At 71.9% G+C, this 21,243-nt stretch carries 19 protein-coding genes; 12 read left to right on the plus strand and 7 right to left on the minus strand.

Annotation, left to right across the window (positions count from 1 at the left end; translation table 11 throughout):
* Positions 1–77: 77 nt before the first annotated feature.
* The gene (locus tag HNR57_RS06165) at positions 78–572 is read right to left on the minus strand and encodes a DUF3145 domain-containing protein (protein WP_184557342.1); all 495 of its coding nucleotides are present in this window, start codon (positions 570–572) and stop codon (positions 78–80) included.
* Positions 573–831: 259 nt separating this feature from the next.
* Here HNR57_RS06165 and HNR57_RS06170 point away from each other — a divergent pair, with 259 nt between their 5' ends.
* A complete protein-coding gene (locus tag HNR57_RS06170) occupies positions 832–1,719 on the plus strand; it encodes an SGNH/GDSL hydrolase family protein (RefSeq protein WP_184557345.1) in 888 nt (295 codons plus the stop codon).
* Between the two features lie 27 nt (positions 1,720–1,746).
* Positions 1,747–2,718, plus strand: a complete 972-nt coding sequence (locus HNR57_RS06175; protein ID WP_184557348.1) for an aldose epimerase family protein — start codon at positions 1,747–1,749, stop codon at positions 2,716–2,718.
* An 82-nt stretch (positions 2,719–2,800) separates the two neighbouring features.
* Here the strand turns inward: HNR57_RS06175 and HNR57_RS06180 are convergent, their stop codons facing one another.
* Entirely contained in the window at positions 2,801–5,281 is a 2,481-nt protein-coding gene (locus tag HNR57_RS06180) for a beta-glucosidase family protein (protein ID WP_221342150.1), read from the minus strand.
* Positions 5,282–5,345: 64 nt separating this feature from the next.
* Here HNR57_RS06180 and HNR57_RS06185 point away from each other — a divergent pair, with 64 nt between their 5' ends.
* Positions 5,346–5,927: a TetR/AcrR family transcriptional regulator gene (locus HNR57_RS06185; protein WP_184557354.1), complete on the plus strand. Its 582-nt coding sequence runs from the start codon at positions 5,346–5,348 to the stop codon at positions 5,925–5,927.
* A 1-nt stretch (position 5,928) separates the two neighbouring features.
* Here HNR57_RS06185 and HNR57_RS06190 read toward each other — a convergent pair whose 3' ends face one another.
* Positions 5,929–6,315 (minus strand): RidA family protein, encoded by a 387-nt coding sequence (locus HNR57_RS06190; protein ID WP_184557357.1) that lies wholly within the window; start codon positions 6,313–6,315, stop codon positions 5,929–5,931.
* A gap of 50 nt (positions 6,316–6,365) precedes the next feature.
* Here HNR57_RS06190 and HNR57_RS06195 point away from each other — a divergent pair, with 50 nt between their 5' ends.
* The gene (locus HNR57_RS06195) at positions 6,366–7,304 is read left to right on the plus strand and encodes a LysR family transcriptional regulator (protein WP_246554313.1); all 939 of its coding nucleotides are present in this window, start codon (positions 6,366–6,368) and stop codon (positions 7,302–7,304) included.
* 90 nt (positions 7,305–7,394) lie between these two features.
* Positions 7,395–8,627: a pyroglutamyl-peptidase I gene (locus HNR57_RS06200; protein WP_184557363.1), complete on the plus strand. Its 1,233-nt coding sequence runs from the start codon at positions 7,395–7,397 to the stop codon at positions 8,625–8,627.
* Here HNR57_RS06200 and HNR57_RS06205 read toward each other — a convergent pair.
* Positions 8,578–9,405 carry an EI24 domain-containing protein gene (locus tag HNR57_RS06205; RefSeq protein ID WP_184557366.1) on the minus strand — a complete coding sequence of 276 codons (828 nt, stop codon included), beginning with the start codon at positions 9,403–9,405 and terminating at the stop codon, positions 8,578–8,580. The two genes, HNR57_RS06200 and HNR57_RS06205, sit on opposite strands and share 50 nt — an antisense overlap.
* Before the next feature lie 143 nt (positions 9,406–9,548).
* Here HNR57_RS06205 and HNR57_RS06210 point away from each other — a divergent pair, with 143 nt between their 5' ends.
* Together HNR57_RS06210 and HNR57_RS06215 are read left to right on the plus strand one after the other, a co-directional pair.
* A complete protein-coding gene (locus tag HNR57_RS06210; RefSeq protein ID WP_184557370.1) occupies positions 9,549–12,122 on the plus strand; it encodes a M14 family zinc carboxypeptidase in 2,574 nt (857 codons plus the stop codon).
* Positions 12,119–13,264, plus strand: a complete 1,146-nt coding sequence (locus tag HNR57_RS06215; protein WP_184557373.1) for a serine hydrolase domain-containing protein — start codon at positions 12,119–12,121, stop codon at positions 13,262–13,264. Before HNR57_RS06210 ends, HNR57_RS06215 begins: the two co-directional genes overlap by 4 nt.
* Positions 13,265–13,342: 78 nt before the next feature.
* Here HNR57_RS06215 and HNR57_RS06220 read toward each other — a convergent pair whose 3' ends face one another.
* A complete protein-coding gene (locus HNR57_RS06220) occupies positions 13,343–13,762 on the minus strand; it encodes an organic hydroperoxide resistance protein (RefSeq protein ID WP_184557376.1) in 420 nt (139 codons plus the stop codon).
* Between the two features lie 94 nt (positions 13,763–13,856).
* The gene (locus tag HNR57_RS06225; protein WP_184557379.1) at positions 13,857–14,879 is read right to left on the minus strand and encodes an NADP-dependent oxidoreductase; all 1,023 of its coding nucleotides are present in this window, start codon (positions 14,877–14,879) and stop codon (positions 13,857–13,859) included.
* 102 nt (positions 14,880–14,981) lie between these two features.
* Here HNR57_RS06225 and HNR57_RS06230 point away from each other — a divergent pair, with 102 nt between their 5' ends.
* Positions 14,982–15,431, plus strand: a complete 450-nt coding sequence (locus HNR57_RS06230; protein ID WP_184557382.1) for a MarR family winged helix-turn-helix transcriptional regulator — start codon at positions 14,982–14,984, stop codon at positions 15,429–15,431.
* Positions 15,432–15,607: 176 nt separating this feature from the next.
* Here HNR57_RS06230 and HNR57_RS06235 read toward each other — a convergent pair whose 3' ends face one another.
* The gene (locus tag HNR57_RS06235) at positions 15,608–16,480 is read right to left on the minus strand and encodes an SCO2400 family protein (RefSeq protein WP_184557385.1); all 873 of its coding nucleotides are present in this window, start codon (positions 16,478–16,480) and stop codon (positions 15,608–15,610) included.
* A gap of 253 nt (positions 16,481–16,733) precedes the next feature.
* Here HNR57_RS06235 and HNR57_RS06240 point away from each other — a divergent pair, with 253 nt between their 5' ends.
* The 4 genes from HNR57_RS06240 to chvE all read left to right on the plus strand — a co-directional run bounded on the left by HNR57_RS06240 (position 16,734) and on the right by chvE (position 21,241).
* Positions 16,734–17,897, plus strand: coding sequence for a mandelate racemase/muconate lactonizing enzyme family protein (locus HNR57_RS06240; RefSeq protein ID WP_033306141.1), 1,164 nt, complete (start codon positions 16,734–16,736; stop codon positions 17,895–17,897).
* Complete coding sequence (locus tag HNR57_RS06245; RefSeq protein ID WP_184557388.1) at positions 17,894–18,898, plus strand: zinc-dependent alcohol dehydrogenase; 1,005 nt, start codon at positions 17,894–17,896, stop codon at positions 18,896–18,898. The genes HNR57_RS06240 and HNR57_RS06245 overlap by 4 nt, the downstream gene beginning before the upstream one ends.
* Before the next feature lie 122 nt (positions 18,899–19,020).
* Positions 19,021–19,989 carry a hypothetical protein gene (locus HNR57_RS06250; protein ID WP_184557391.1) on the plus strand — a complete coding sequence of 323 codons (969 nt, stop codon included), beginning with the start codon at positions 19,021–19,023 and terminating at the stop codon, positions 19,987–19,989.
* Positions 19,990–20,128: 139 nt separating this feature from the next.
* Positions 20,129–21,241, plus strand: coding sequence for a multiple monosaccharide ABC transporter substrate-binding protein (gene chvE / locus HNR57_RS06255; RefSeq protein WP_376772181.1), 1,113 nt, complete (start codon positions 20,129–20,131; stop codon positions 21,239–21,241).
* Positions 21,242–21,243: the final 2 nt, after the last annotated feature.

The following is a 21,243-nucleotide window of genomic DNA, read 5'->3' on the forward strand; positions in this document are numbered from 1 at the left end:
CGGGTGCGGGCTTGTGGGGGCTGTTCGCGCCCACGCGGCGGAGCCGCACATCGAAACAGCCCCGCGCCCCTAAAAGCTCATACCACCTGGTGGAGCCAGCGGACCGGGGCGCCTTCGCCTGCGTAGCGGAAGGGTTCCAGTTCGTCGTCCCAGGGCTTGCCGAGCAGCTTGTTGAGGTCGGCTTCCAGGTCCGTCTCCCCCTGGCGGCTGCGCTGGAGGGCCGCTCTGAGCCGGTCCTCGGGGATGAGGATGTCGCCGTGGATGCCGGTGACGGCGTGGTAGATGCCCAGGTCGGGGGTGCAGCTGTAGCGCTCGCCCTCGGCGGTGGCGCAGGGTTCCGCGGTGACCTCGAAGCGGAGGAGGTGCCAGCCGCGGAGCGCGGAGGCCAGCTTGGACGCCGTGCCCGCCTGGCCCTGCCAGGAGAACTCCGAGCGCCAGGTGCCCGGGGCGGCCGGCTGCCGGATCCAGTCCAGGCTGACGCGTGTGCCGAGCACCCCGGCGACGGCCCACTCGACGTGCGGGCACAGCGCGCGCGGCGCGGAGTGCACGTACAGAACTCCACGTGTCGTCACCGGAACCTCCGGGCAGAGCGGGACATGGTTTGAACGGGCGGAACGGCTGTGACCGGGCGGGTCACGTTGATGGCGAGGCTACCGTGCGGTGGCGCAAGGAGTGTGACGTACGGTCGGTCCAGGTGCCGGGAAACGCCTGCCATTCACCCAGGGGGACGCTTGTACGGGTGTGAGCCGTTGCACCTGATCGGCCGGGAACCCTCGTGCGTTGTTATTGGTTGGGGAGACAGGCACGGCGTGGCGAGGGGATGGACCAGGGATGCGGAAGCGGGGCCGTCGTACACGGGGCGTTCTGGCCGTCGTCGCGGCAGCCGTGCTGGGGGTCGCCGGGTGTGATGCCGTGGGGGGCGATTCCGCCGCCCCGTCCGAGTCCCCGAAGCCGTCGCCGAAGCCCACGCCCCTGTGGGATCGCAGCCCGGGTTCCGTCGCGGCCGTCGGTGACTCCATCACGCGCGGGTTCGACGCCTGTGACGTGCTGTCGGACTGTCCGGAGGCGTCCTGGGCGACCGGCGGCAGTCCCGAGGTCGACTCGCTCGCGGTGCGGCTGCTGGGGAGGGCCGGGGCCGCGCAGCGGAGCTGGAACTACGCCGTGAGCGGGGCCCGGATGGCCGATCTGCCCGGTCAGATGGCCCGGGCGGTGGGGCGCAAGCCGCAGTTGGTGACGGTGATGGTCGGGGCGAACGACGCCTGCCGGGCGACGCCCTCGGCGATGACCCCGGTCTCGGCTTTCCGTGCCGACTTCGAGGATTCCCTGCGCTCCCTGCGCAAAGCCCTGCCCAAGGCGCAGGTGTTCGTGGCGAGCGTGCCGAACCTGAAGCGGCTGTGGTCGCAGGGACGTACCAGCCCGATGGGCAAGCAGGTGTGGAAGCTGGGTATCTGCCCGTCGATGCTGGGCGACCCGGACGCCCTGGATTCTGCGGCGGCCCTGCGGCGGGACACGGTGCAGAAGCGGGTGGAGGACTACAACAAGGTCCTGAGGGAGGTCTGCGCCGAGGACAAGCGCTGCCGTTACGACGGGGGCGCGGTGTACGACTACCGCTTCGACACCGCCCAGTTGAGCCGCTGGGACTACTTCCACCCCAGCGTGAACGGACAGGCCCGGTTGGCGGAGATCGCATACCGCACCGTCACCGCGAAGAGGCCCTGACCCGGACTCTGACTTAGAGTTCCGCACATGAACGAACTCTTCGGAACACTTTCCGACGGGACCCCGGTGCACCGCTGGACCCTGGAACGGGCCGGCGTCCGGGTGCGGGTCCTGTCGTACGGCGGGATCGTGCAGTCCGTGGAGGTGCCGGACCGGGAGGGCCGGGCCGGAAACGTGGTGCTGGGGTTCCCGGACTTCGACGGGTACCTGGCCCACCCGGAGCCGTACCTGGGTGCCCTGGTCGGGCGGTACGCCAACCGGATCGCCGGTGGCCGTTTCGCCCTGGACGGGCGGACGTACGCGCTGGAACCGAACAACGGACCGAACTCGCTGCACGGCGGGGTTCGCGGCTTCGACAAGCGCATGTGGGAGGCGGAGCCCGTGGAGCACGGGGTGCGGCTGACGCGGATCAGCCCGCACGGCGAGGAGGGCTTCCCGGGGCGGCTGGAGGTCTCGGCGACGTACACGCTCGACGAGAGCGGTGCGCTGCGGATCGCGTACGAGGCGGTGACGGACGCGCCGACCGTGGTGAACCTGACCAACCACAGCTACTTCAACCTGGCCGGTTCCGGTGACGCGGGCGGCCACGAGCTGTGGCTGGCCGCCTCCCGGTACACGCCGGTCGACGCGGACCTGATTCCCGCCGGCGCTCCGGAGGAGGTGGCCGGAACGCGCTTCGACTTCCGCGAGGCCCGCAAGACCGGCTCCGGCTACGACCACAACTTCGTACTCGACAAGGGTGTGACGGACACTGCGGTGGAGGTCGCCGAGCTGCACGACCCGGCGTCCGGGCGGGTGCTGACGGTGGCGACCACCGAGCCGGGCCTCCAGCTGTACACCGCCGACCACCTGCGAGAGCCCTTCGCGCCCGGCGACGGCATCGCGCTGGAGACCCAGCACTTCCCCGACTCGCCGAACCGGCCGGAGTTCCCGACGACGGTGCTGCGGCCGGGCGGTGTGTTCCGCTCGGAGACGGTGTACGGGTTCGGCACCCGCTGAAGAAGCCCCGTGACGGGACCGGTGCCCCGGTCCGGAGGTCAGGTCCCGGACCGGGGCCGCTGCTGGGGGAACTTGTCCCGGATCAGACGTTAATCGTCGCGGTGATCCTGCGGTCCGTGATCGAGCGTCCGACCTGGATCTCGTACGAACCCTTCACAAACGACCACGAGCCGGTCGCTTCGTCCCAGATCTCGAAGGCACGGCGTGGCAGTTCGACCGTCGCCTCGGCGCCGGCGCCCGGTGCGGCCTCGACGCTCGCGAAGCCGGCCAGCCAGCGTGCCGGGCGGGTGGCGTCGGGGTCGGCCGGGGCGAGGTAGAGCTGGACGACCTCGCGGCCGGGGCGGTCGCCGGTATTGCGGAGGCGGACCTTGGCGGTGATCCCCCCGGCGGTCTCGGCCACTTCGACGGAGTCATAGGTCCAGTCGGTGTAGCCGAGGCCGTGCCCGAAGGGGTAGGCGGGGCTGCGGCCGTGCTTCTCCCAGGCGCGGTAGCCGATGAAGACACCCTCGTCGTAGGGGAGTTCGCCGTTCTCCGGGACGACCTGGGTGACCGGGGCGTCGGTGAGGGTGCCCCAGGTGGTGGGCAGGCGCCCGCCGGGCTCGTGAGCGCCGGTGAGGACGTCCGCGAGGGCCGCGCCGCCCTCCTGGCCGGGGAACCAGGACAGGAGCACGGCGGCGACGTCGTCGCGCCAGGGCAGTTCGACCGGGGAGCCGGAGTTGACGACCACGACGGTGTTGGGGTTGGCGGCGGCCACGGCGCGGACCAGGTCGTCCTGGCGGCCGGGCAGGCGCAGGTCCCTGCGGTCGAAGCCCTCGGACTCCACGCGGTCGGTGGTGGCGACCACGACGACGGCCGTGTCGGCGGCCCGGGCGGCAGCGGCGGCTTCGGCGATGAGCTCGTCGGGATCGCGCTGCGGGTCCTGGTGGGCGAGGGTGAAGCCGATGACCCGCATGGGGTGGTCGCCGAGCGGCGGGACCACGTAGGTGAGGGAGACCTCGACCGGTTCGCCCGCGGTGAGGTCGGGCCGGGCATGGGGCACCGGGGCGCCGAAGAAGGCCGCGAAGGGGTCGCCGTCCTCAGCGGGGCGCTGGACGTCGTCGAAGTACGTGGTGCCGGCGACGGTCAGCTTGAAGGGGCCGAGGCCCTTGAACCCGAAGGTGTGCGTGCCGCTCTCGCGCGGGGTGAAGGTGCCGGTCAGTTCGACACTGTGCAGGGTGTCGTGGGTGACGCCGTCGGGCAGGTCGTTGCCCATCCACTGGATGTGGCCGCTGGGCGCCGAGCGCGTGCCGATGACCCGGCCGGCCGCGTCCCGGCAGACGGCGCGCAGTTCGAAGCCCTGGTCCGCGACGGGGAGTTCGGTGTTCGGGTCGGCGCCGAGGGCGTAGGTGAGGGTGCCGTCGGGGAGGGCGGCGGTGAGACCGTCGAGCGGGGAGGTGACCCGGGCGGGGAAGACGGTGGCGGAACCGCCGCCGAGGACGCGGGCGTCGCGGGCGGCGGCGCCGATCAGCGCGACCCTGCCGGGCCGCAGCGGCAGCGCGCCGTTCTCGTTGCGGACCAGGACGAAGGAGCGGCGGGCGATCTCGCGGGCGAGCGCCTCGCCGTCGACGGTGGCGGGCGGGTCGGTGACGACCGGTTCGGCCCCGTCGAGGATGCCGACCCGGGCGGCGAGGCGCAGCACGCGGCGGACGGCCTCGTCCACCAGGGCCTCGTCGGCCTCGCCGTCGCGCACGGCCCGGGCGAGGGCCTCGCCGAAGACGGTGCCGGGGCCGGGCATGGCGATGTCGAGGCCGCCGGTGAGGGCGCCGGTGGTGGAGCGGGCGGCGGTCCAGTCGGAGACGTTGGCGCCGTCGAAGCCCCATTCGCCGCGCAGGACTTCGTTGACCAGGTAGTGGTGCTCGGTCATGGTCGGGCCGTTGACGGAGTTGTAGGCGGTCATGATGCCCCAGGGGTGGGCGTTCTCGACGATCGCCTCGAAGGGGGCCAGGTACAGCTCGCGCAGGGCGCGTTCGCCGACGAGGTTGTTCACGGTGAGGCGGTCGGTCTCGGCGTCGTTGGCGACGAAGTGCTTGACGGTGGTGCCGACGCCGCCGGACTGGACGCCGCGGACGTAGCCGGTGCCGATCCGCCCGGTGAGGTACGGGTCCTCGCTGTAGGCCTCGAAGTGGCGGCCGCCGAGCGGGGAGCGGTGCAGGTTGACCGTGGGGGCGAGCAGGACGTGCACGCCTTTGCGGCGGGCCTCCTGGGCCAGCAGCACACCGGCCCGGTGCGCGAGGCCGGGGTCCCAGGTGGCGGCGAGGGCGGTCGGTGAGGGCAGGGCGACGGACGGGTCGTCGGCGCTCCAGTGCACTCCGCGGACGCCGATCGGACCGTCGGACATGACCAGTGAGGCCAGTCCGGCCTCCGGCAGCGCGGGCAGGCTCCACATGTCCTGGCCGGCCAGCAGCCGCGCCTTGGCGTCCAGGTCGAGCTTGCCGAGAGCGGCCTCGACCGCCGCCTCGCGCCGTACCTCTGCTGTCTCCGCCACGTCGGCACCTCCACGTCGAAAGCCGCTGGATGTCACCATCGTGCACGGGTTGCCTGTGAGGTGGTAGGTTTCGTTACCTTCTCGTGATAACCGACGGTTCGGCATGTCGTACGGTGACGCCATGACGGCCAGGACGAGGAGTGAGGAACGGCGCGCGGAGATCGTGCGGGCCGCTCTGGAGGTGATCGCCGAGCGTGGTTACCGGGGGGCGAGCCTGGCCGCGGTCGCCGAACGGGTCGGCCTCACCCAGCAGGGGCTGCTGCACCACTTCCCGACGAAGGAGGCACTGCTGGTGGCGGTGCTCCAGGAGCGGGACCGCTGGGACGCGCTGCCCGCGGGCCGGCTGCGCCTGGACCTGCTGGCCTCGCTGGTCGAGTACAACGCCATGCGGCCCGCCATCGTCCAGACCTTCTCGGCGCTGCTCGGCGAGAGCGTGACGGAGGAGCACCCGGCCCGGGCGTACTTCACGGAGCGCTACGCCGGGGTGCGGGCCGGCATGGCCGGGGTGCTGCGCGCCGAGTACGGCGACCGGCTGCCGAGCGGCCTCACCCCCGAGCGGGCCGCACCGCTCCTCGTGGCGGTCCTGGACGGGCTGCAGTACCAGTGGCTGCTGGACCCGGAGTCGGTCGACATGGCGTCGGCGTTCCGGGACTTCCTGACGCTGCTCGGCGAGAGCGACGGCTGAACTAGCGCGCGGGTACGGCGGCCACGACCTCCACCTCGACGAGGGCCCCCGGGCGGAAGAGCCGGGACGCCTCGAAGGTCATGCTGGTCGGCGGGGTCCCGGTGAGGAACTGCCGCCGCACGGCCCCGTATTCGTCCAGCGCGGAGATGTCGGTCAGGTACGTGCGGATGTTGACCACGTCGGCCAGGGTCGCCCCGTGCGCCTCCAGCAGCGCGGTGAGCGTCTCGAAGACGCCCCGGGTCTGCTCGGCGAGCGTGGCGCCCTCCGCGATCTGCCCGGACACGAACAACAGGGCGCTGCCGTCGGCCTGTTCGATGCGGGCGACCTGGGAGTAGTAGGGGCTCAGGGGCTGGGGCGCGGAGGCGGGGTTGTCCACGGTGATCTGCATGCCGTCGACGCTAAGCGGGGCTGCGGAGATGCGACAAGCGAATGTCTAGCATGGCCGCCATGCCGAATACGCATGATGCCGGGGCCGAGGTCTCCACCGTCTGGCTGCGGGTCTTCCTGGAGGTCGCCCGGCACGGCTCGTTCACGGTGGCGGCGCGGACGCTCGGCTGGACGCAGTCCGCGGTGTCCCGGCAGATCGCCTCGCTGGAGGCGGCGCTGGACGGCGGCCCGCTCTTCGACCGGCTGCCGCGCGGAGTGGCGCTGACGGAGGCGGGGCGGCTGCTGGTGCCGCACGCCGAGACGGTCGCCGCCGCGCTGCACGACGCCCGCCGTGAACTCGGCGCCCTGCGCGAGGCGGCCGGCGGGCGGCTCCGGTTCGGCGCGTTCGCCACCGCCGACGCGGCCCTGGTGCCGCACGCCCTGGCCCTCTTCCGCGCCCGCCGGCCCCGGGTCCGGGTCACGCGCGAGGAGGGCCTCACCCCCGCCCTGCTGGACCAGCTGACGGCCGGTCACCTGGACCTCGCGGTCGTCTCGACGACGGGCCGCGCACCACTGGAGTCGTACGAGCTCCACCACCTCCTCGACGAGCCGCTGTACGTCGCCGTCCCGGACGGCCACCCCCTCGCGGCCCACGAGGGGCCGGTGCCGCTCGGACATTTCGCGGACGCCGACTGGATCTCCGGCAGCGCGCGCCCCGAGGGCACCCTCCTGGACGCGGCCCTGCGCCAGGGTTTCCGGCCGCGGGTCGCCCATGTCGTCGGCGAGTGGACCGCCAAGCAGGGCTACGTCGCCGCCGGGCTCGGCGTGACCCTCGTCCCGGCGCTCGCGGCGGAGTCCGTACGCCCGGACATCACGCTGCTGCGGGTACGCGACGAGGGCGCCCCGGCCCGGGCGGTGTACGCGGCGACGGTGCGCGGCCGGTCCCTGACCCCCGCGGCCTCGGCCTTCCTGGACGCCGTGCGGGAGGCGACGGCGAAGATCCCCGCCTGAGCCCCGCCCATGGCGTGGACCACGCCCGGCACGCGATACTGCGGTCCGTCCGGCACCGACCCCCCACCGCGACGGAAGGCCCCAACCCCCTTGAACTCCATACGTGTTCGCCTCGGCGTCCTCGGCCTCGCCCTGCTGACCGGTTTCACCACCCCGACGGCCGCGAGCGCCGCGCCGGCGGCCCCCTCCCCCACCGTCGAGGAGCAGCGGCTCGGCAGAGCCGCCCCGCAGGAGATCCTGCGCCGCTCCGGATTCGACACCGTGGCCCCGCGGCTGGCCCGGGCGCTGGAGGCGGCCCGCACCCACGGGGAGGCCCGCCGGGCGGTCACGCGCGAGGGCGCGCGGCTGTGGCAGCGCGCGGTCGACCGCGCGCAGGGGCGCGGACCGGCCGGCGGGGACCTGAGCCGGGACGACGACCGGCCGCTGTACTGGGCGCGGCTCGGCATGACGCGTGAAGTGCGCACCTGGGAGCCGGAGTTCGGTCTGACGGACGGGCAGCGGGCCGCGCTGCTGGACGAACTGGAGCGCTCCTCGCGCGGCCAGGACGCCATCCGCTATCCGCACGGCACGGGTCTGAAGCGGATCCTGCTCACCGGCTTCGACCCGTTCACCCTGGACCGGGACATCCGCATCTCCAACCCGTCCGGCGCAACCGCCCTGGCCCTGGACGGCACGGTGATCGAGACGGCGGACGGCCCGGCCCGGATCGAGACGGCCGTGTTCCCGGTGCGCTGGCAGGACTTCACCGAGGGCACGGTGGAGCGGGCCTTGCGGCCGTACCTGCCGAAGGTCGACCTCTTCACGACGGTCAGCCAGGGCCGGGTCGGGCGCTTCGACATCGAGCGCACCAACGGGGCCTGGCGGGGCGGCTTCGGGGACAACGACAACATCGGCCGCACCGGGACCGTGCCGGTGAGCGACCCGGCCACGCAGCCGCAGTGGACCACGACGACCCTGCCGTACGCGGCGATCGTCGCCGCGGACACCGGCCGCTTCCCCGTCTACGACAACACGAGCGTCACCGAGATCCCGGCCGGCGCCACCGAGCCCGTCGTACGCCCCGACGGGCCCACCCCCGGCTCGACCGCTCGCGCGGGCGGCGGCGGGGACTACCTCTCCAACGAGATCGCCTACCGGGCGACGCTGCTCCGGGACCGGCTGGGGCTGCGGGGCACGCTGCCGGGCGGCCATGTGCACACGCCGGTGCTGCAGTTCGGGGCCGGGAACACCACCGAGGTCACCGACGCGGAGTTCGTGCGGAACCGGCTGGACATCATCGCCCAGGTGAGGGCGATCCTGAGGGTGGCCGCGGAAGGGTCGTAGCGGCCTGGTCGCCCTTCTCGCCGTCCTCACGGATCTCCTCGTCCAGCAGGTCACGCGCCATGAGGGTGGCGCCCGCGACCGCGCCCGGCATCAGGAACACCGCGACGAACGGCACCAGGAAGGCCACGGCGAGGGGCGTGCCGAAGCCCCAGACGAGGGTCTTGCGGGAGCGCAGCAGGGCGAGACGGGCGCGCAGTTCGACGCTGCGGCGCTGGAGGGCGACGGCGGTCAGTTCCTCGGTGAGGAAGAACCCGGTGACGAACACCCCGATCACCGGGACGGCCGTCTGCCCGACCACCGGGATGAAGCCACAGCCGAACAGCAGCACACCCCACAGGGCGGCGCGCGCCACGATGCGGAGGCTGTCGCGGGCGGAGATCCACAGCTCGCGCCAGAGCGGCAGCCCCGACTCGGGGGCGTGCCCGTCCGGGGACACGTCCCGGTCGACCTTCTCGGAGAGGTTCTCGTAGAAGGGCTGCCCGATCAGCAGGGTCACCGCGGTGAAGGTCACGACGGCGAGGAGCAGGGAGAGGGCGAACAGCACGGCGGTCAGGAAGCCGCGGAAGAGGCCGGCCCACGGGCTCGACCAGTCGTCGGCGAAGGGCGTCGCCCAGGTCACGGCGTCCTCGCCCCACAGCGCCAGCGCGACCAGCACCGCCGCGTAGAGGACGAGGGTGATCAGGCCCGGGAGCAGCCCGAAGCCGTACTGCCTGCCGTGCCGGGCCACCCATCGCTGGCCCTTCAGGAGGTACCGGAAGCCTGCCCCTAGATCGCGCATGGGGAAACCCTATCGGGGCAGGCCGGGCCGCTCCCCCACAGGGCCGTACGGGGCTTCGGTGACACCAAGGCGCCCTTGTTGCCGTTGAGTCGAACCGGTACACCTCGCCGTACCGATCTCAGGAAGCCCCGGAGGAGGCACGCGTGCGCATCACCAGAAGCGTTCCCGCGAGACCCGCACTGATCGCCGCCCTGGCCCTGGCCACGGCGGGCTCACTCCTGCTCGCCCCCGGCGCGGCCGGCGCCGACCCGTTACCCGTCACCCGTGAGGGCTCCGCCCTGGACGACCGCGCGGCGCGGGCTCCCGAGAGCGCGGCGCGACGCGCGTTGACCGCGGACTCCTCCACCGGCACCACCACCCGCGGCTACCCCCGGCGCCAGACCCTCTCCCCCGACGCGCACAACCCCGGCGACAAGTCCCTGAAGCTGGGGCTCACGCCGTACCACGCGATCGCGCCGAAGCTGAACGCCCTGCAGCGCCTCGGCGACCGGGTGAGCGTGGAGGTGACGGGCCGCTCGGCCGGCGGCCACCGCCTCTACCTCGTCACCGTAACCGCCCCGGAGACCACCCGGCAGGCGCGCGCCCAGGAGCGGATGCGCGACCTGATCGAGAACGCGCCCGCCGCGGCGGCCAAGTCCCGTGAGATCAAGCGGGAGTACAAGGCACCGGTCTTCGTCAACAGCAACATCCACGGCAACGAGTGGGAGGGCACGGACGCCTCCCTGAAGGTCATCGAGCAGCTCGCGACGGCGAAGGACGCGAAGACCAGGGACCTCCTCGCGCACAGCCGCCTGTACTTCAACATCACGGCCAACCCGGACGGCCGTGTCGCCGGGACCCGCGCCAATGCCAACGGCTTCGACCTGAACCGGGACTTCGTCACCGCCTCCCAGCCCGAGACGCGGGCGATGCGGCAGATCGGGATCGGCAAGCAGCCGGCCGTCCTGCTCGACCTGCACGGCTACGTCAACGGCACCCTCATCGAGCCGACCACTCCCCCGCACGGCGAGAACTACGAGTACGACCTCTTCCTGAAGAACAGCTACGCCAACGCCCTCGGCATGGAGTCCGCGGTCAACGCCCTCGGCTACACGCCCGCGAAGGACGGCGTGGAGGCGGCCCAGATCCCCTTCCGCGACCAGGAGGAGGGCTGGGACGACTGGCCGCCGATCTTCACCCCGCAGTACGCGGCCTTCCACGGCACGGTGGCCGCCCACACGGTGGAGATCCCGCTGGCGGTGAACAACGAGGAGTACGACGAGCTGCCGGTGCCGGAGCTGCGCCGCCGTTCGGCGGTCAACACGGCGGTGGCGGGCGCGGCGATCCGCGCCACCCTGGACCACGTCCGTGAGCACCGCGGCGCCCTGATCACCGACCAGATCGAGGTCTTCCGCCGCGGTGCGACGGGCGCGGCGCAGGTGCCGGTGTCACCGGAGACGGTTCCCGGCGTCCCCGGCATCGGCCCGGAGGACGTCTACACGACCACGTTCCCGCGCGCCTACGTCATCCCGCCCGCCGGCGCCCGCACCCAGCGCTCGGGACCCGCCGCGAGCCGCCTGGTCGACCACCTGCTGGCCAACGGCGTCCGGGTCACCCGCGCCACCCGCCCCTTCCGGCTCGCCGGACGCGCCCACCCCGGGGGCTCGTACGTCATCGACATGCACCAGCCCAAGCGGGGCATGGCGAACGTGCTGCTGGCCGACGGCCGGGACATCAGCGGCAAGGTCTCGGTGATGTACGACATCTCCGGCTGGAGCCTGGGCAGTCTGTGGGGCGCCACCGTCGAGCGGGTGCCGTCGGGCAGCCTGCGGGGCGCACCCCTGCGCCCGGTCGGCGAGGCAGCACCCGTCACCCACGTGCCCGCGCACGGCGATCTGCGGCTGCGCCTGACCGATCCGCGCGAGATCGCCGCCCTCAACTCCCTGCTGCGGCAGGGCGTCCCGGTCCGGCGGGCGGCGGACGGCGGCGTGATCGTCCCGGCGTCGGCCCGCCGCGAGGCCCGCTCGGCCGCCCGCGCCCACGACGTCTCCTTCACGGCGACGCGGCAGAGGGGCACGGCACCGCTGCGCCGCCTTCGCGTCGCCGCCGCCGTCACGCCGGGTGAGCTGTTCGCCCTGCGGGAGATGGGCTTCGACGTCACGCCGGTCTCGACGGCCGTCCTGAACGCGGGCTTCGACTGGCGTGCGTCCGGTGCGGACGTGCTGTTCGTGTCCGCCGGGCTGGACCACGCGGCCCTGACCGCCCCCGCCCGGCAGGCCCTGGACACGTTCCTGGACGGGCACGGCCTGGTCGGCCGGGGCGCGACGGGAGCGGCCCTGAACGCGGCGGCGGGCCGGCTGGCCGTCGAGCCGGTGGAGGGAAACGCGGACGCGAACGGCGTGGTGCGGGTGACGAACTCGGGCGCCGTCACGCGCGACGCACCGGACCGCGGCTTCGTCTACGCCCCGCTCTGGTTCACCGACCCGGGCCCCGGCGTCCGCGTGGAGCAGTCGTACGCGACCGGGAACCCGCTGGTCTCCGGGCACTGGCGGCCGCTCGGGGACGGCACCGGCGGTCCCGCCGCTGCCGCCGGTCAGGCCTCGGTCGTCAGCGGGGACCGGACGGTCCTGTTCGGCACCGAACCACTCTTCCGGGACCATCCCAAGGGGGAATTCCCGCAGGTGGCACGGGCATTGTTCACAGTGGCGCACAGCGCTTCAGTCAAGGAGAGCGGATGACGCAGGAGATCCACGGCACCGTGGCGGACGGCTTCGAGGCGGTGCGTGAGGAGTTCGCCGCGTTCGTCGCCGGGGAGCGTGCCGATTACGAGGGGCAGCTGTGCGCCTACGTCCACGGCCGGAAGGTCGTCGACCTGTGGGCGGGGACCGGCGCGGACGCCCTCTACGGTGTGTTCTCGTCCACGAAGGGCGCCGCCTACCTGGTCGTGGCCCTGCTCGTCCAGGACGGCACGCTCGAACTGGACCGCAAGGTGACGTACTACTGGCCGGAGTTCGCGGCCGAGGGCAAGGGCGCCCTGACGGTGCGGGACCTGCTGGCCCACCGGGCGGGCGTGGTCGGTACCGACACCGGCTTCTCGCTCGCGGAGCTGGCCGACGACCGCCAGCTCGCCGAACGCCTCGCCGACCAGCGGCCGTTCTGGCGCCCCGGCACGGCGTTCGGCTATCACGCGCTGGTCGCCGGCGCCCTGGCCGGCGAGGTCGTGCGCCGAGCGACGGGCCGCACGCTCCAGGAGGTCTACCAGGAGCGGATCCAGACGCCGTACGGCCTTGACTTCCACCTGGGCCTGCCCGCGCCCGAGGAACCGCGCTTCCGCGGCACCCAGCCGATGGTCCCGACCCCGGAGCAGCAGGCCGTCCTCGACGCCACGCCCACCGGCCCGCACTCGCTGGCCTCGATCGCGTTCAACGGCAACGCGGCGGAGCCGACCGACCTCGTCTCCCTTCCGAACATGCCGCTGATCCGCGCCAAGGGCCCGGCGTCGGTGGGCGGGGTGGCGTCCGCGCGGGGCCTGGCGGGGATGTACGCGGCGGTGATCAGCGAGGTGGGCGAGCAGCCGGCACTGCTGAAGCCGGACACCGTGGCGGAGTTCGGCCAGTTCCACTCGGTGGGCTACGACCTGGTGGCCCGGGCCCACAAGTCGTTCGGGCTCGGCTTCCAGATGACGGCTGACACGTGGCACCCGTTCCTCGGCGCCGGGACGATCGGGCACAGCGGCGCGGGCGGCTCCCAGGCCTTCGCGGACCCGTGGAGCGGCCTCGCCTACGGCTACACCCGCCGCCGGTTCGCCTTCCCGGGCGGGGCGGCCCCGGAGAACGGCCGGCTGGCGAGGGCGGTCCACACGGCGGCGCTCGCCCTCTGAGGCCCCCTGGGCCCGGACACGGGCGGAGGCCGCACCCCACGTCCAAGGGTGCGGCCTCCGCGTACGCAACGACCGGCGTCAGACCAGCGTCACGGTGATGTTGCCGCGAGTCGCCTTCGAGTACGGGCAGACCTCGTGGGCCTTCCCGATCAGTGAGCGGGCGACTCCCCGGTCCACCTCGGGGATGTCGGCCGAGATCTCGACGATGATCCCGAAGCCGTCCCCGTTCTTGCCGAGGCCGACCTTCGCGGTCACGGTCGAACCGGTGAGGTCGGCGCCCTCCTGACGGGCGACGACACCGAGAGCGCCCTGGAAGCAGGCGCTGTACCCGGCGGCGAAGAGCTGCTCCGGGTTGGTGCCGGCGCCGCTCCCGCCCATCTCCTTCGGCGGGTTGACGACGACGTCGAGCTTGCCGTCGTCGGTGGCCACCCGCCCGTCGCGCCCGTTCTCTGCGGTGGCGACGGCGGTGTACAGGACGTCGGACTGCTGGATCGGCATGCGGTTGTGTTCCTTCGGTCGTCCGCCGCGGCTCGCGCCCGGGCCGAGCGGATTCGGAAAAAACTTACCGCATACCGGAAACCAACAGAAGGCGTCAGAGCTTGACGATCATCTTCCCGGTGTTGTCGCCGCGCAGGACGCCCAGGAACGCCTCCAGGTTGTTCTCGATGCCCTCGACGACGGTCTCCCGGTACTTGAGCTCACCCGAGGCGACCCAGGGGGCGACCTCCTGCACGAACTGCGGCTGGAGGTCGTAGTGGTCCCCGACCAGGAAGCCCTCGATGCGGCCGCGGGTCGCGATCAGACGGGCGAGGTTCTTCGGGCCCGGGGCGGGCTCGGTGTTGTTGTAGACGGAGATCATGCCGCAGACGGCGATCCGGCCGCCCTGGTTGAGGGAGCCGATGGCCGCCTCCAGGTGGTCACCGCCGACGTTGTCGAAGTAGACGTCGATCCCGTCCGGGGCGGCGGCGCGCAGCTGCTCGGCGACGGGCCCGTTCTTGTAGTTGAAGGCGGCGTCGAAGCCGTACTCCTCCGTGAGGAGCTTCACCTTCTCGTCCGACCCGGCGGAGCCGATGACCCGCGAGGCGCCCTTCAGCCGGGCGATCTGCCCGACCTGGCCGCCCACGGCACCGGCGGCGCCGGACACGAAGACGGCGTCGCCCTCCTTGAAGGCGGCCGTCCGCAGCAGGCCCGCGTAGGCGGTGAGGCCGGTCATGCCCAGCACACCCAGGTACGTCGACAGCGGCGCTGCCTCCGGGTCCACCTTCACGGCGTTCTTCGCACCGACGACCGCGTACTCACGCCATCCGAAGAAGTGCAGCACGTGATCCCCGGCGGACAGCCCCTCGGCGTTCGAGGCCACGACCTCGCCGACGGCACCGCCCTGCATGACCTTGCCGAGCTCGAAGGGGGCGACGTAGGACTTGGCGTCGCTCATGCGGCCACGCATGTACGGGTCCACGGAGAGGTACTTGTTCCGGACGAGGACCTGCCCCTCACCCGGCTGCGGGACCTCCGCCTCGACGAAGGCGAAGTCCTCGGGCTTCGGCCAGCCGACGGGACGGCTCGCCAGGTGCCACTCGCGGCTGACGGCGGGGAGGGTGGGGGTGTCGGTCATGGTGCGCCTTACCTCACTGGCTCGATGCGGATGTTTCAGTACCTGAAACAACCATGCTCCTGAAAATTTCAGATTGTCAAATAACCGGGTACCCTCGACGGCATGGCCTCCACCACACCGACGCCCCAGACGACGAACCACCGCCCGGATCCGCTGACCCTTGAGGTCGTCGAGCTGATCGGGGAGGTCGTGGCGCGGTTCCACGAGGACTACGAGTCGGCGGCGGCGGACCACGCCCTGACCGGCGCGCAGGCGCGGCTGCTCAGCCTGCTGTGCCTCGAACCGCTGCCGATGCGGCGGCTGGCCCGGCAGCTGAAGTGCGAGCCGTCCAATGTGACGGGGATCGTGGACCGGCTGGAGGCGCGGGGGCTCGCCGAGCGGCGGCCCGACCCCGCCGACCGCCGGGTGAAGGTGGCGGCGGCCACGGCCGAGGGCCGACGGGTGGCCCGGAGCCTGCGGGAGTCGCTGCGGTTCGCCGGGGAACCCCTGGCCGGGCTCTCCGAGGCCGAACGGGTGGCGCTGCGGGACACGCTGCGGCGGATGCTGGGCTGAGGGCGGTCCGCCTCGGCGGAGCCTGTGACGCTCGCGGCATCCTCGGCACGACCCGGCCGGAGGTGACTGAACCGTGTCCAGGTGCCGCGAACTCGACGTCTACGGGGGCTGTTCAAGGGCAGGAAGCGGCGCTTCCGTTCCTGTCACGCCGGCGAAGTCGGCCGGGTGAGCGAACGCTAGGTGCACCACCAGAGGAACCGCTTGCAGGGCTCGGACGGGGACGGTTCCGGTTGCGGGGCCTCGGTGGTCGGGTCCGACGTCGGGGCCGGGTCCGGAGGCGGCGGGGCCGCGGTGGGAGCGGAGGCCGGGCGGCTGGGGGCGCCTCCCGCCGTCGCCGACTCGGGGCCCTTCGACGGTTCGTCGTCCTTCGGGGATTTCGACTCCTCGTCGTCGGGAGTTTTGGAAGCGGACGGAGAGTCAGACGCCTCCGGCGAGGGCGAGCCTGACGGACCTTCAGCCCCGGCTGCCTTCCCGCCCGGACCGCTGCCCGGCTTCCCCGCCTCCACCGAGGCGTCCCCGTCCGCCGACTCGCCCCCGGCCGCGGCCGGCTTCGGCTTCGAACCGGGGGCGTCCATGCCGAGCTCCGCGAGACTCAGGCCCCCGGCCGCCAGCACGAACCCGGCCGCCACGAACAGGGCCCGCCGCCGCCGTCGTCGGTGTGCCGCGGCCTTGCGGTCCCGCCGGCTCGCCCCGCCCGGGCCTTCGGCGGCCGGGCCGCGCCCGCGTCCACGCCGCCGGGCGGCGCGGCCCTGGTACTCGCCGTCGTCGTCGCCGTCTTCGTTGCCGCGTGGGTCGTCGTACGGGCCGTCGTACGGGTCCTCGTACGGGTGGTCGTACGGCTCGTCGTCGTAGGCGTCGCCGTATCCGTCAGCGGAGGCGTCCGGCCCTGCCGGACTCTCCGGCGCCCCGTCGGCGTTCCCGGACGCGGTGTCGCCGTAAGGGCCGTACTCCGGCTCGCGCGGACGGCGCAGCGTTTCGGCCGAGGTGCCGCACCCCGGGCAGGCGAGGGCGCCGTTGAGGTGCCGTCGGCACGGGTCGCAGTAGTCCATGACGCGGGAAGGTTAAGTTCCGCGCAGGTCACGTTCCTAGATCCAGCTGTGAAGGTTCTGTAGGGACACGCCTCACCGGTGGTTTCGAAACTGTCGAAACCGTTATGCGCGCGACCCATTGACACCCCCGCCGCCCGATCCTTACTGTCACGCCAGCATTTCGAACGTGTGCCGAAATCTCGAACAAAACCTAGGGCACACTGACGGAACGCTGACGGAAACCGAGCCGACGAACCTGCGAGGGACAACCGCCGTGCGCATCACCGGAATCAGCACACACGTGGTCGGGACGCCGTGGCGCAACCTGACGTACGTCCAGGTGCACACCGACGAGGGGATCACCGGAGTCGGCGAGACCCGGATGCTGGGACACACCGACGCTCTTCTCGGGTACCTGAGGGAGGCCGAGGCCAATCACATCCTCGGCTCCGACCCGTTCGCTGTCGAGGACCTCGTCAAGCGGATGAAGTACGGCGACTACGGCCGTGCCGGCGAGATCGTGATGTCGGGTATCGCCGTGATCGAGATGGCGTGCTGGGACATCAAGGGCAAGGCCCTGGGCGTCCCCGTCTGGCAGCTGCTGGGCGGCAAGGTCACCGACAAGGTCAAGGCGTACGCCAACGGCTGGTACACCACCGAGCGGACCCCGGAGGCCTACCACAAGGCCGCCCAGGGCGTGATGGAGCGCGGCTACCGGGCGCTCAAGATCGACCCCTTCGGCACCGGCCACTTCGAGCTGGACCACCAGCAGACCCTGTACGCCGTCTCCCTGATCGAGGCCGTCCGGGACGCCATCGGCCCCGAGGCCGAGCTGATGCTGGAGATGCACGGCCGCTTCTCCCCCGCCACGGCCGTGCGCCTGGCCAAGGAGCTGGCGCCGTTCAAGCCGGCGTGGCTGGAGGAGCCGGTCCCGCCGGAGAACCTCAAGGCGCTGGAGAAGGTCGCCGCCAAGGTCGACATGCCGGTCGCCACCGGTGAGCGCATCCACGACCGGATCGAGTTCCGGGAGCTGTTCGAGAGCCAGGCCGTCGACATCATCCAGCCGGACGTCGGCCATATCGGTGGAATCTGGGAGACCAGGAAGCTCGCCGCCACCGCCGAGACCCACTACATGCTGGTGGCTCCCCACAACGTGGGCGGCTCGGTCCTGACCGCCGCGTCCCTCCAGGTCGGCTTCACCTCCCCGAACTTCAAGATCCTGGAGCACTTCAACGACTTCGCCGACGCGGAGATCAAGAAGGTGGTCAAGGGCGCCCCGCAGGTGAACCCGGAGGACGGCTGCTTCCACCTCTCCGACGCCCCCGGCCTCGGTGTGGAGCTGGACGTCGACGCCGCCGCCGAGTTCCCCCAGCAGCAGGCCCGTTTCGACCTCTGGGCGGAGGGCTGGGAACAGCGCAAGCCGAAGGGCTCGCAGTGAGCACCGCTGTCGTCATCGAGGCGCCCGGCGAGCACCGTCTCGTGCCGCACGAGCCCCGGCGGCCCGAGGCCGGCGAGGCGCTGGTCCGGGTGCACGCCTCGGGGATCTGCGGCAGCGACCGGGAGGTCTACCAGGGCAACCGGCCCGAGGGCTACGTGCGCTATCCGCTGACCCCGGGCCATGAGTGGTCCGGGACGGTGGAGGCCGTGGGCGCCGGTGTCCCGGGCTCCCTCGTGGGCCGCAAGGTCGTCGGTGAGGGCTTTCGAAACTGTCAGGTCTGCGACCGCTGCCACGCGGGCGACACGACCCTGTGCACGGCCGGCTACGAGGAGACCGGGTTCACCCAGCCGGGCGCGATGGCGGCCACGCTGACCCTCCCGGCCCGTCTCCTGCACGCCCTCCCGGACGACTGCGACCTCACCGCCGCGGCCCTCCTGGAGCCCGCCGCCTGTATCGCGGCCGCCGCGCTGAAGGGCAACGCCCAGCCCGGCGAGCGCGTCGCCGTGGTCGGCACCGGCACCCTCGGCATGTTCGCCGTGCAGTTCCTTAAGGCGAACTCGCCGGGCGAACTGCTGGTCGTCGGCACCCGCCGGGACCGTGAGGCGCTGTCGCGGAGTTACGGCGCGACGGACTTCCGGACGAAGGACCAGGAACTCCCGGACGACTTCGACGTGGTGATCGAGACGGCCGGATCCGCGGACGCCGCCCGGATCTCGGCCGGTCTGCTCCGGCGGGGCGGCCGGCTGGTCCTGACCGGTATCCCGGCGCCCGGCGCCGACGGTCTCGACCCGACGGACCTCGTCGTGAAGCAGCTGGAGGTGCACACCGTCTTCGGTGCTCCGCCGGACGCCTGGGCGCACACGGTGCGGGTGTTCGCCGCCGGGCTGCTCGACCCACTGCCGCTGGTGACGCACGAGCTGCCCCTCACCGAGTTCTCGCAGGCCATCGAGTTGGTCGGGGCCGGTGATCCCAAGGTGGGCAAGGTCCTGCTCCGCCCCTAGACGTACGCCGGTACGGGGGCAACCTGACGGCCCCCGTACCGGCGTACACCCACCGCACGCCGAGCCTCGCCGTACCCAGAGCCGCGAACCTCGTCCGAAATATCGAACCGAAGGACATTCCTGTGACCGACGCTCCCACCACGGCCGCCCGCAGGCCCGGTGAGCAGGCGCTCACCGCCCTGGGCCTGAGCGCGCCCGCCCCCGATCCCGCCGACGCCTCGCCGCACTCCTTCCCCGGCGGCGGCCGCTGGCGCACCGAGATCCCCTCCTGCGAGGGCCCCGAGGCGCTGGCGGTGGTGCTGAAGGAGGCCTCGCGGCTGGACGTGCCGATCCACCGGATCAGCCAGGGCAGCGGTGTGTGGATGCTGACCGACGCCGAGATCACCGAGATGGTCGAGTCGACCGGTGAACGCGACATCGAGCTCTGCCTGTTCACCGGCCCGCGCGGCACCTGGGACATCGGCGGATCCACGCGCACCGACTCGCGGGGGGCCGGTCTGCGCGCCCGGGGCCACGACGCCGTCGCCGGCTGTGTCGAAGACGCGGTCAGAGCCACGGAGTTGGGCGTCAAGTGCCTGCTCGTCGCCGACGAGGGCGTGCTGTGGACGCTGCACCGGGCGCGGGCCGCCGGGATCATCCCGGCCGACACGACACTCAAGGTCTCCGCGCTCATCGGCCCGGTCAACCCGGCCGCGTACGCGGTATACGAGCGCCTCGGCGCCGACTCGGTCAATGTGCCGAGTGACCTGACGCTCGATCACCTCACCGAGATCCGGCGGGTGTCGGGCGCTCCGATGGACATGTACATCGAGGCCCCCGACGACCTCGGCGGCTACGTCCGGATGTACGAGGTCGCCGAGCTCATCCGGCGCGGGGCACCGCTCTACCTGAAGTTCGGCCTGTCCAAGGCGCCCGGGATCTACCCCTACGGGCACCACATGCGGGAGCTGACCCTGGCCACCGCGAAGGAGCGGGTGCGGCGCGGCCGGCTCGCCCTGGATCTCCTGGCCCGCCACGGGGCGGACGGCGACATGGCGCCGCTCGGCTCCCGGCTGCCCGGCGATCTGCAACGGTTCGAAATCTCGTCATAACGTTCCGGCTACTCGCCTTACAAAAGAAGACACAGCCGCGCACAATCCCACACATCTCTTCTCGGTCTTTCCGGCACGACCACCCGGAGCGACTTCGCGCCCTCAGACCGAGCCCTGCCACAGATCAAGGATGATGATCATGCGTAACCGCAGAGCCGCCCTCACCGCCATAGCCGGAGCCGCGTCCCTCGCCCTCACCCTGTCCGCCTGCGGCCAGAGCGGTGAGGGGGGCAGCAAGGAGAGCGGAGGCGACACCAAGGGCGCCACCATCGGCATCGCGATGCCGACCAAGTCCTCCGAGCGCTGGATCGCCGACGGCAAGAACGTCGTCGCGGACCTGGAGTCCAAGGGCTACAAGACCAAGCTCGTCTACGGCGAGGACGACCCCGACCAGCAGGTCTCGCAGGTCGAGAACCTGATCACGCAGGGCGTCAAGGCGCTGATCATCGCCGCGATCGACAACAAGTCGATGAACAACGTGCTCCAGCAGGCCAAGGACGCGAACATCCCGGTCATCTCCTACGACCGCCTCATCCTCGGCACGCAGAACGTGGACTACTACGCCTCCTTCGACAACGAGAAGGTCGGCGAGCTCCAGGGCACCTACATCGTCGAGAAGCTCGGCCTGAAGGACGGCTCCAAGAAGGGCCCCTTCAACATCGAGCTGTTCGCCGGCTCCAACGACGACAACAACACCCGCTACTTCTTCCAGGGCGCGATGAACGTCCTGCAGCCCTACATCGACAAGAAGCAGCTCGTCGTCCGCTCCGGCCAGACCAAGCTCAACCAGGTCACCACCCTGCGCTGGGACGGCGGCACCGCCCAGAAGCGCATGGACGACATCCTGACCTCGGCCTACAAGCGCGAGCGGGTCGACGCGGTCCTCTCCCCCTACGACGGCATCTCCATCGGCATCCTCTCGGCGCTGAAGTCGGACGACTACGGCTCCAAGAGCAAGCCGCTGCCGGTCGTCACGGGCCAGGACGCCGAGGTCGCCTCGGTGAAGTCGATCATCGCCGGCCAGCAGTCGATGACCGTCTACAAGGACACCCGCCAGCTCGCCAAGGTGTCCTCGAACATGGTCGACGCGCTGCTGAACAAGAAGAAGCCCGAGGTCAACGACACCAAGACCTACGACAACGGCGCGAAGGTCGTCCCGTCCTACCTGCTGGAGCCGGTCGCGGTCGACAAGGCGAACTACCAGAAGGAGGTCGTCGACTCCGGCTACATCAAGGAGAGCGACCTCAAGTAGTC

This window comes from Streptomyces paradoxus (assembly GCF_014202475.1).
Lineage (GTDB): Bacteria > Actinomycetota > Actinomycetes > Streptomycetales > Streptomycetaceae > Streptomyces > Streptomyces paradoxus.

Bases quoted from the DNA above. Each gene is read 5' to 3' on its own strand.
- HNR57_RS06170 (WP_184557345.1), top strand. From the start codon at position 832: ATGCGGAAGCGGGGCCGTCGTACACGGGGCGTTCTGGCCGTCGTCGCG.
- HNR57_RS06175 (WP_184557348.1), top strand. From the start codon at position 1,747: ATGAACGAACTCTTCGGAACACTTTCCGACGGGACCCCGGTGCACCGC.
- HNR57_RS06180 (WP_221342150.1), bottom strand. From the start codon at position 5,281: ATGGTGACATCCAGCGGCTTTCGACGTGGAGGTGCCGACGTGGCGGAG.
- HNR57_RS06185 (WP_184557354.1), top strand. From the start codon at position 5,346: ATGTCGTACGGTGACGCCATGACGGCCAGGACGAGGAGTGAGGAACGG.
- HNR57_RS06190 (WP_184557357.1), bottom strand. From the start codon at position 6,315: ATGCAGATCACCGTGGACAACCCCGCCTCCGCGCCCCAGCCCCTGAGC.
- HNR57_RS06195 (WP_246554313.1), top strand. From the start codon at position 6,366: ATGGCCGCCATGCCGAATACGCATGATGCCGGGGCCGAGGTCTCCACC.
- HNR57_RS06205 (WP_184557366.1), bottom strand. From the start codon at position 9,405: ATGCGCGATCTAGGGGCAGGCTTCCGGTACCTCCTGAAGGGCCAGCGA.
- HNR57_RS06215 (WP_184557373.1), top strand. From the start codon at position 12,119: ATGACGCAGGAGATCCACGGCACCGTGGCGGACGGCTTCGAGGCGGTG.
- HNR57_RS06220 (WP_184557376.1), bottom strand. From the start codon at position 13,762: ATGCCGATCCAGCAGTCCGACGTCCTGTACACCGCCGTCGCCACCGCA.
- HNR57_RS06225 (WP_184557379.1), bottom strand. From the start codon at position 14,879: ATGACCGACACCCCCACCCTCCCCGCCGTCAGCCGCGAGTGGCACCTG.
- HNR57_RS06230 (WP_184557382.1), top strand. From the start codon at position 14,982: ATGGCCTCCACCACACCGACGCCCCAGACGACGAACCACCGCCCGGAT.
- HNR57_RS06235 (WP_184557385.1), bottom strand. From the start codon at position 16,480: ATGGACTACTGCGACCCGTGCCGACGGCACCTCAACGGCGCCCTCGCC.
- chvE (WP_376772181.1), top strand. From the start codon at position 20,129: ATGCGTAACCGCAGAGCCGCCCTCACCGCCATAGCCGGAGCCGCGTCC.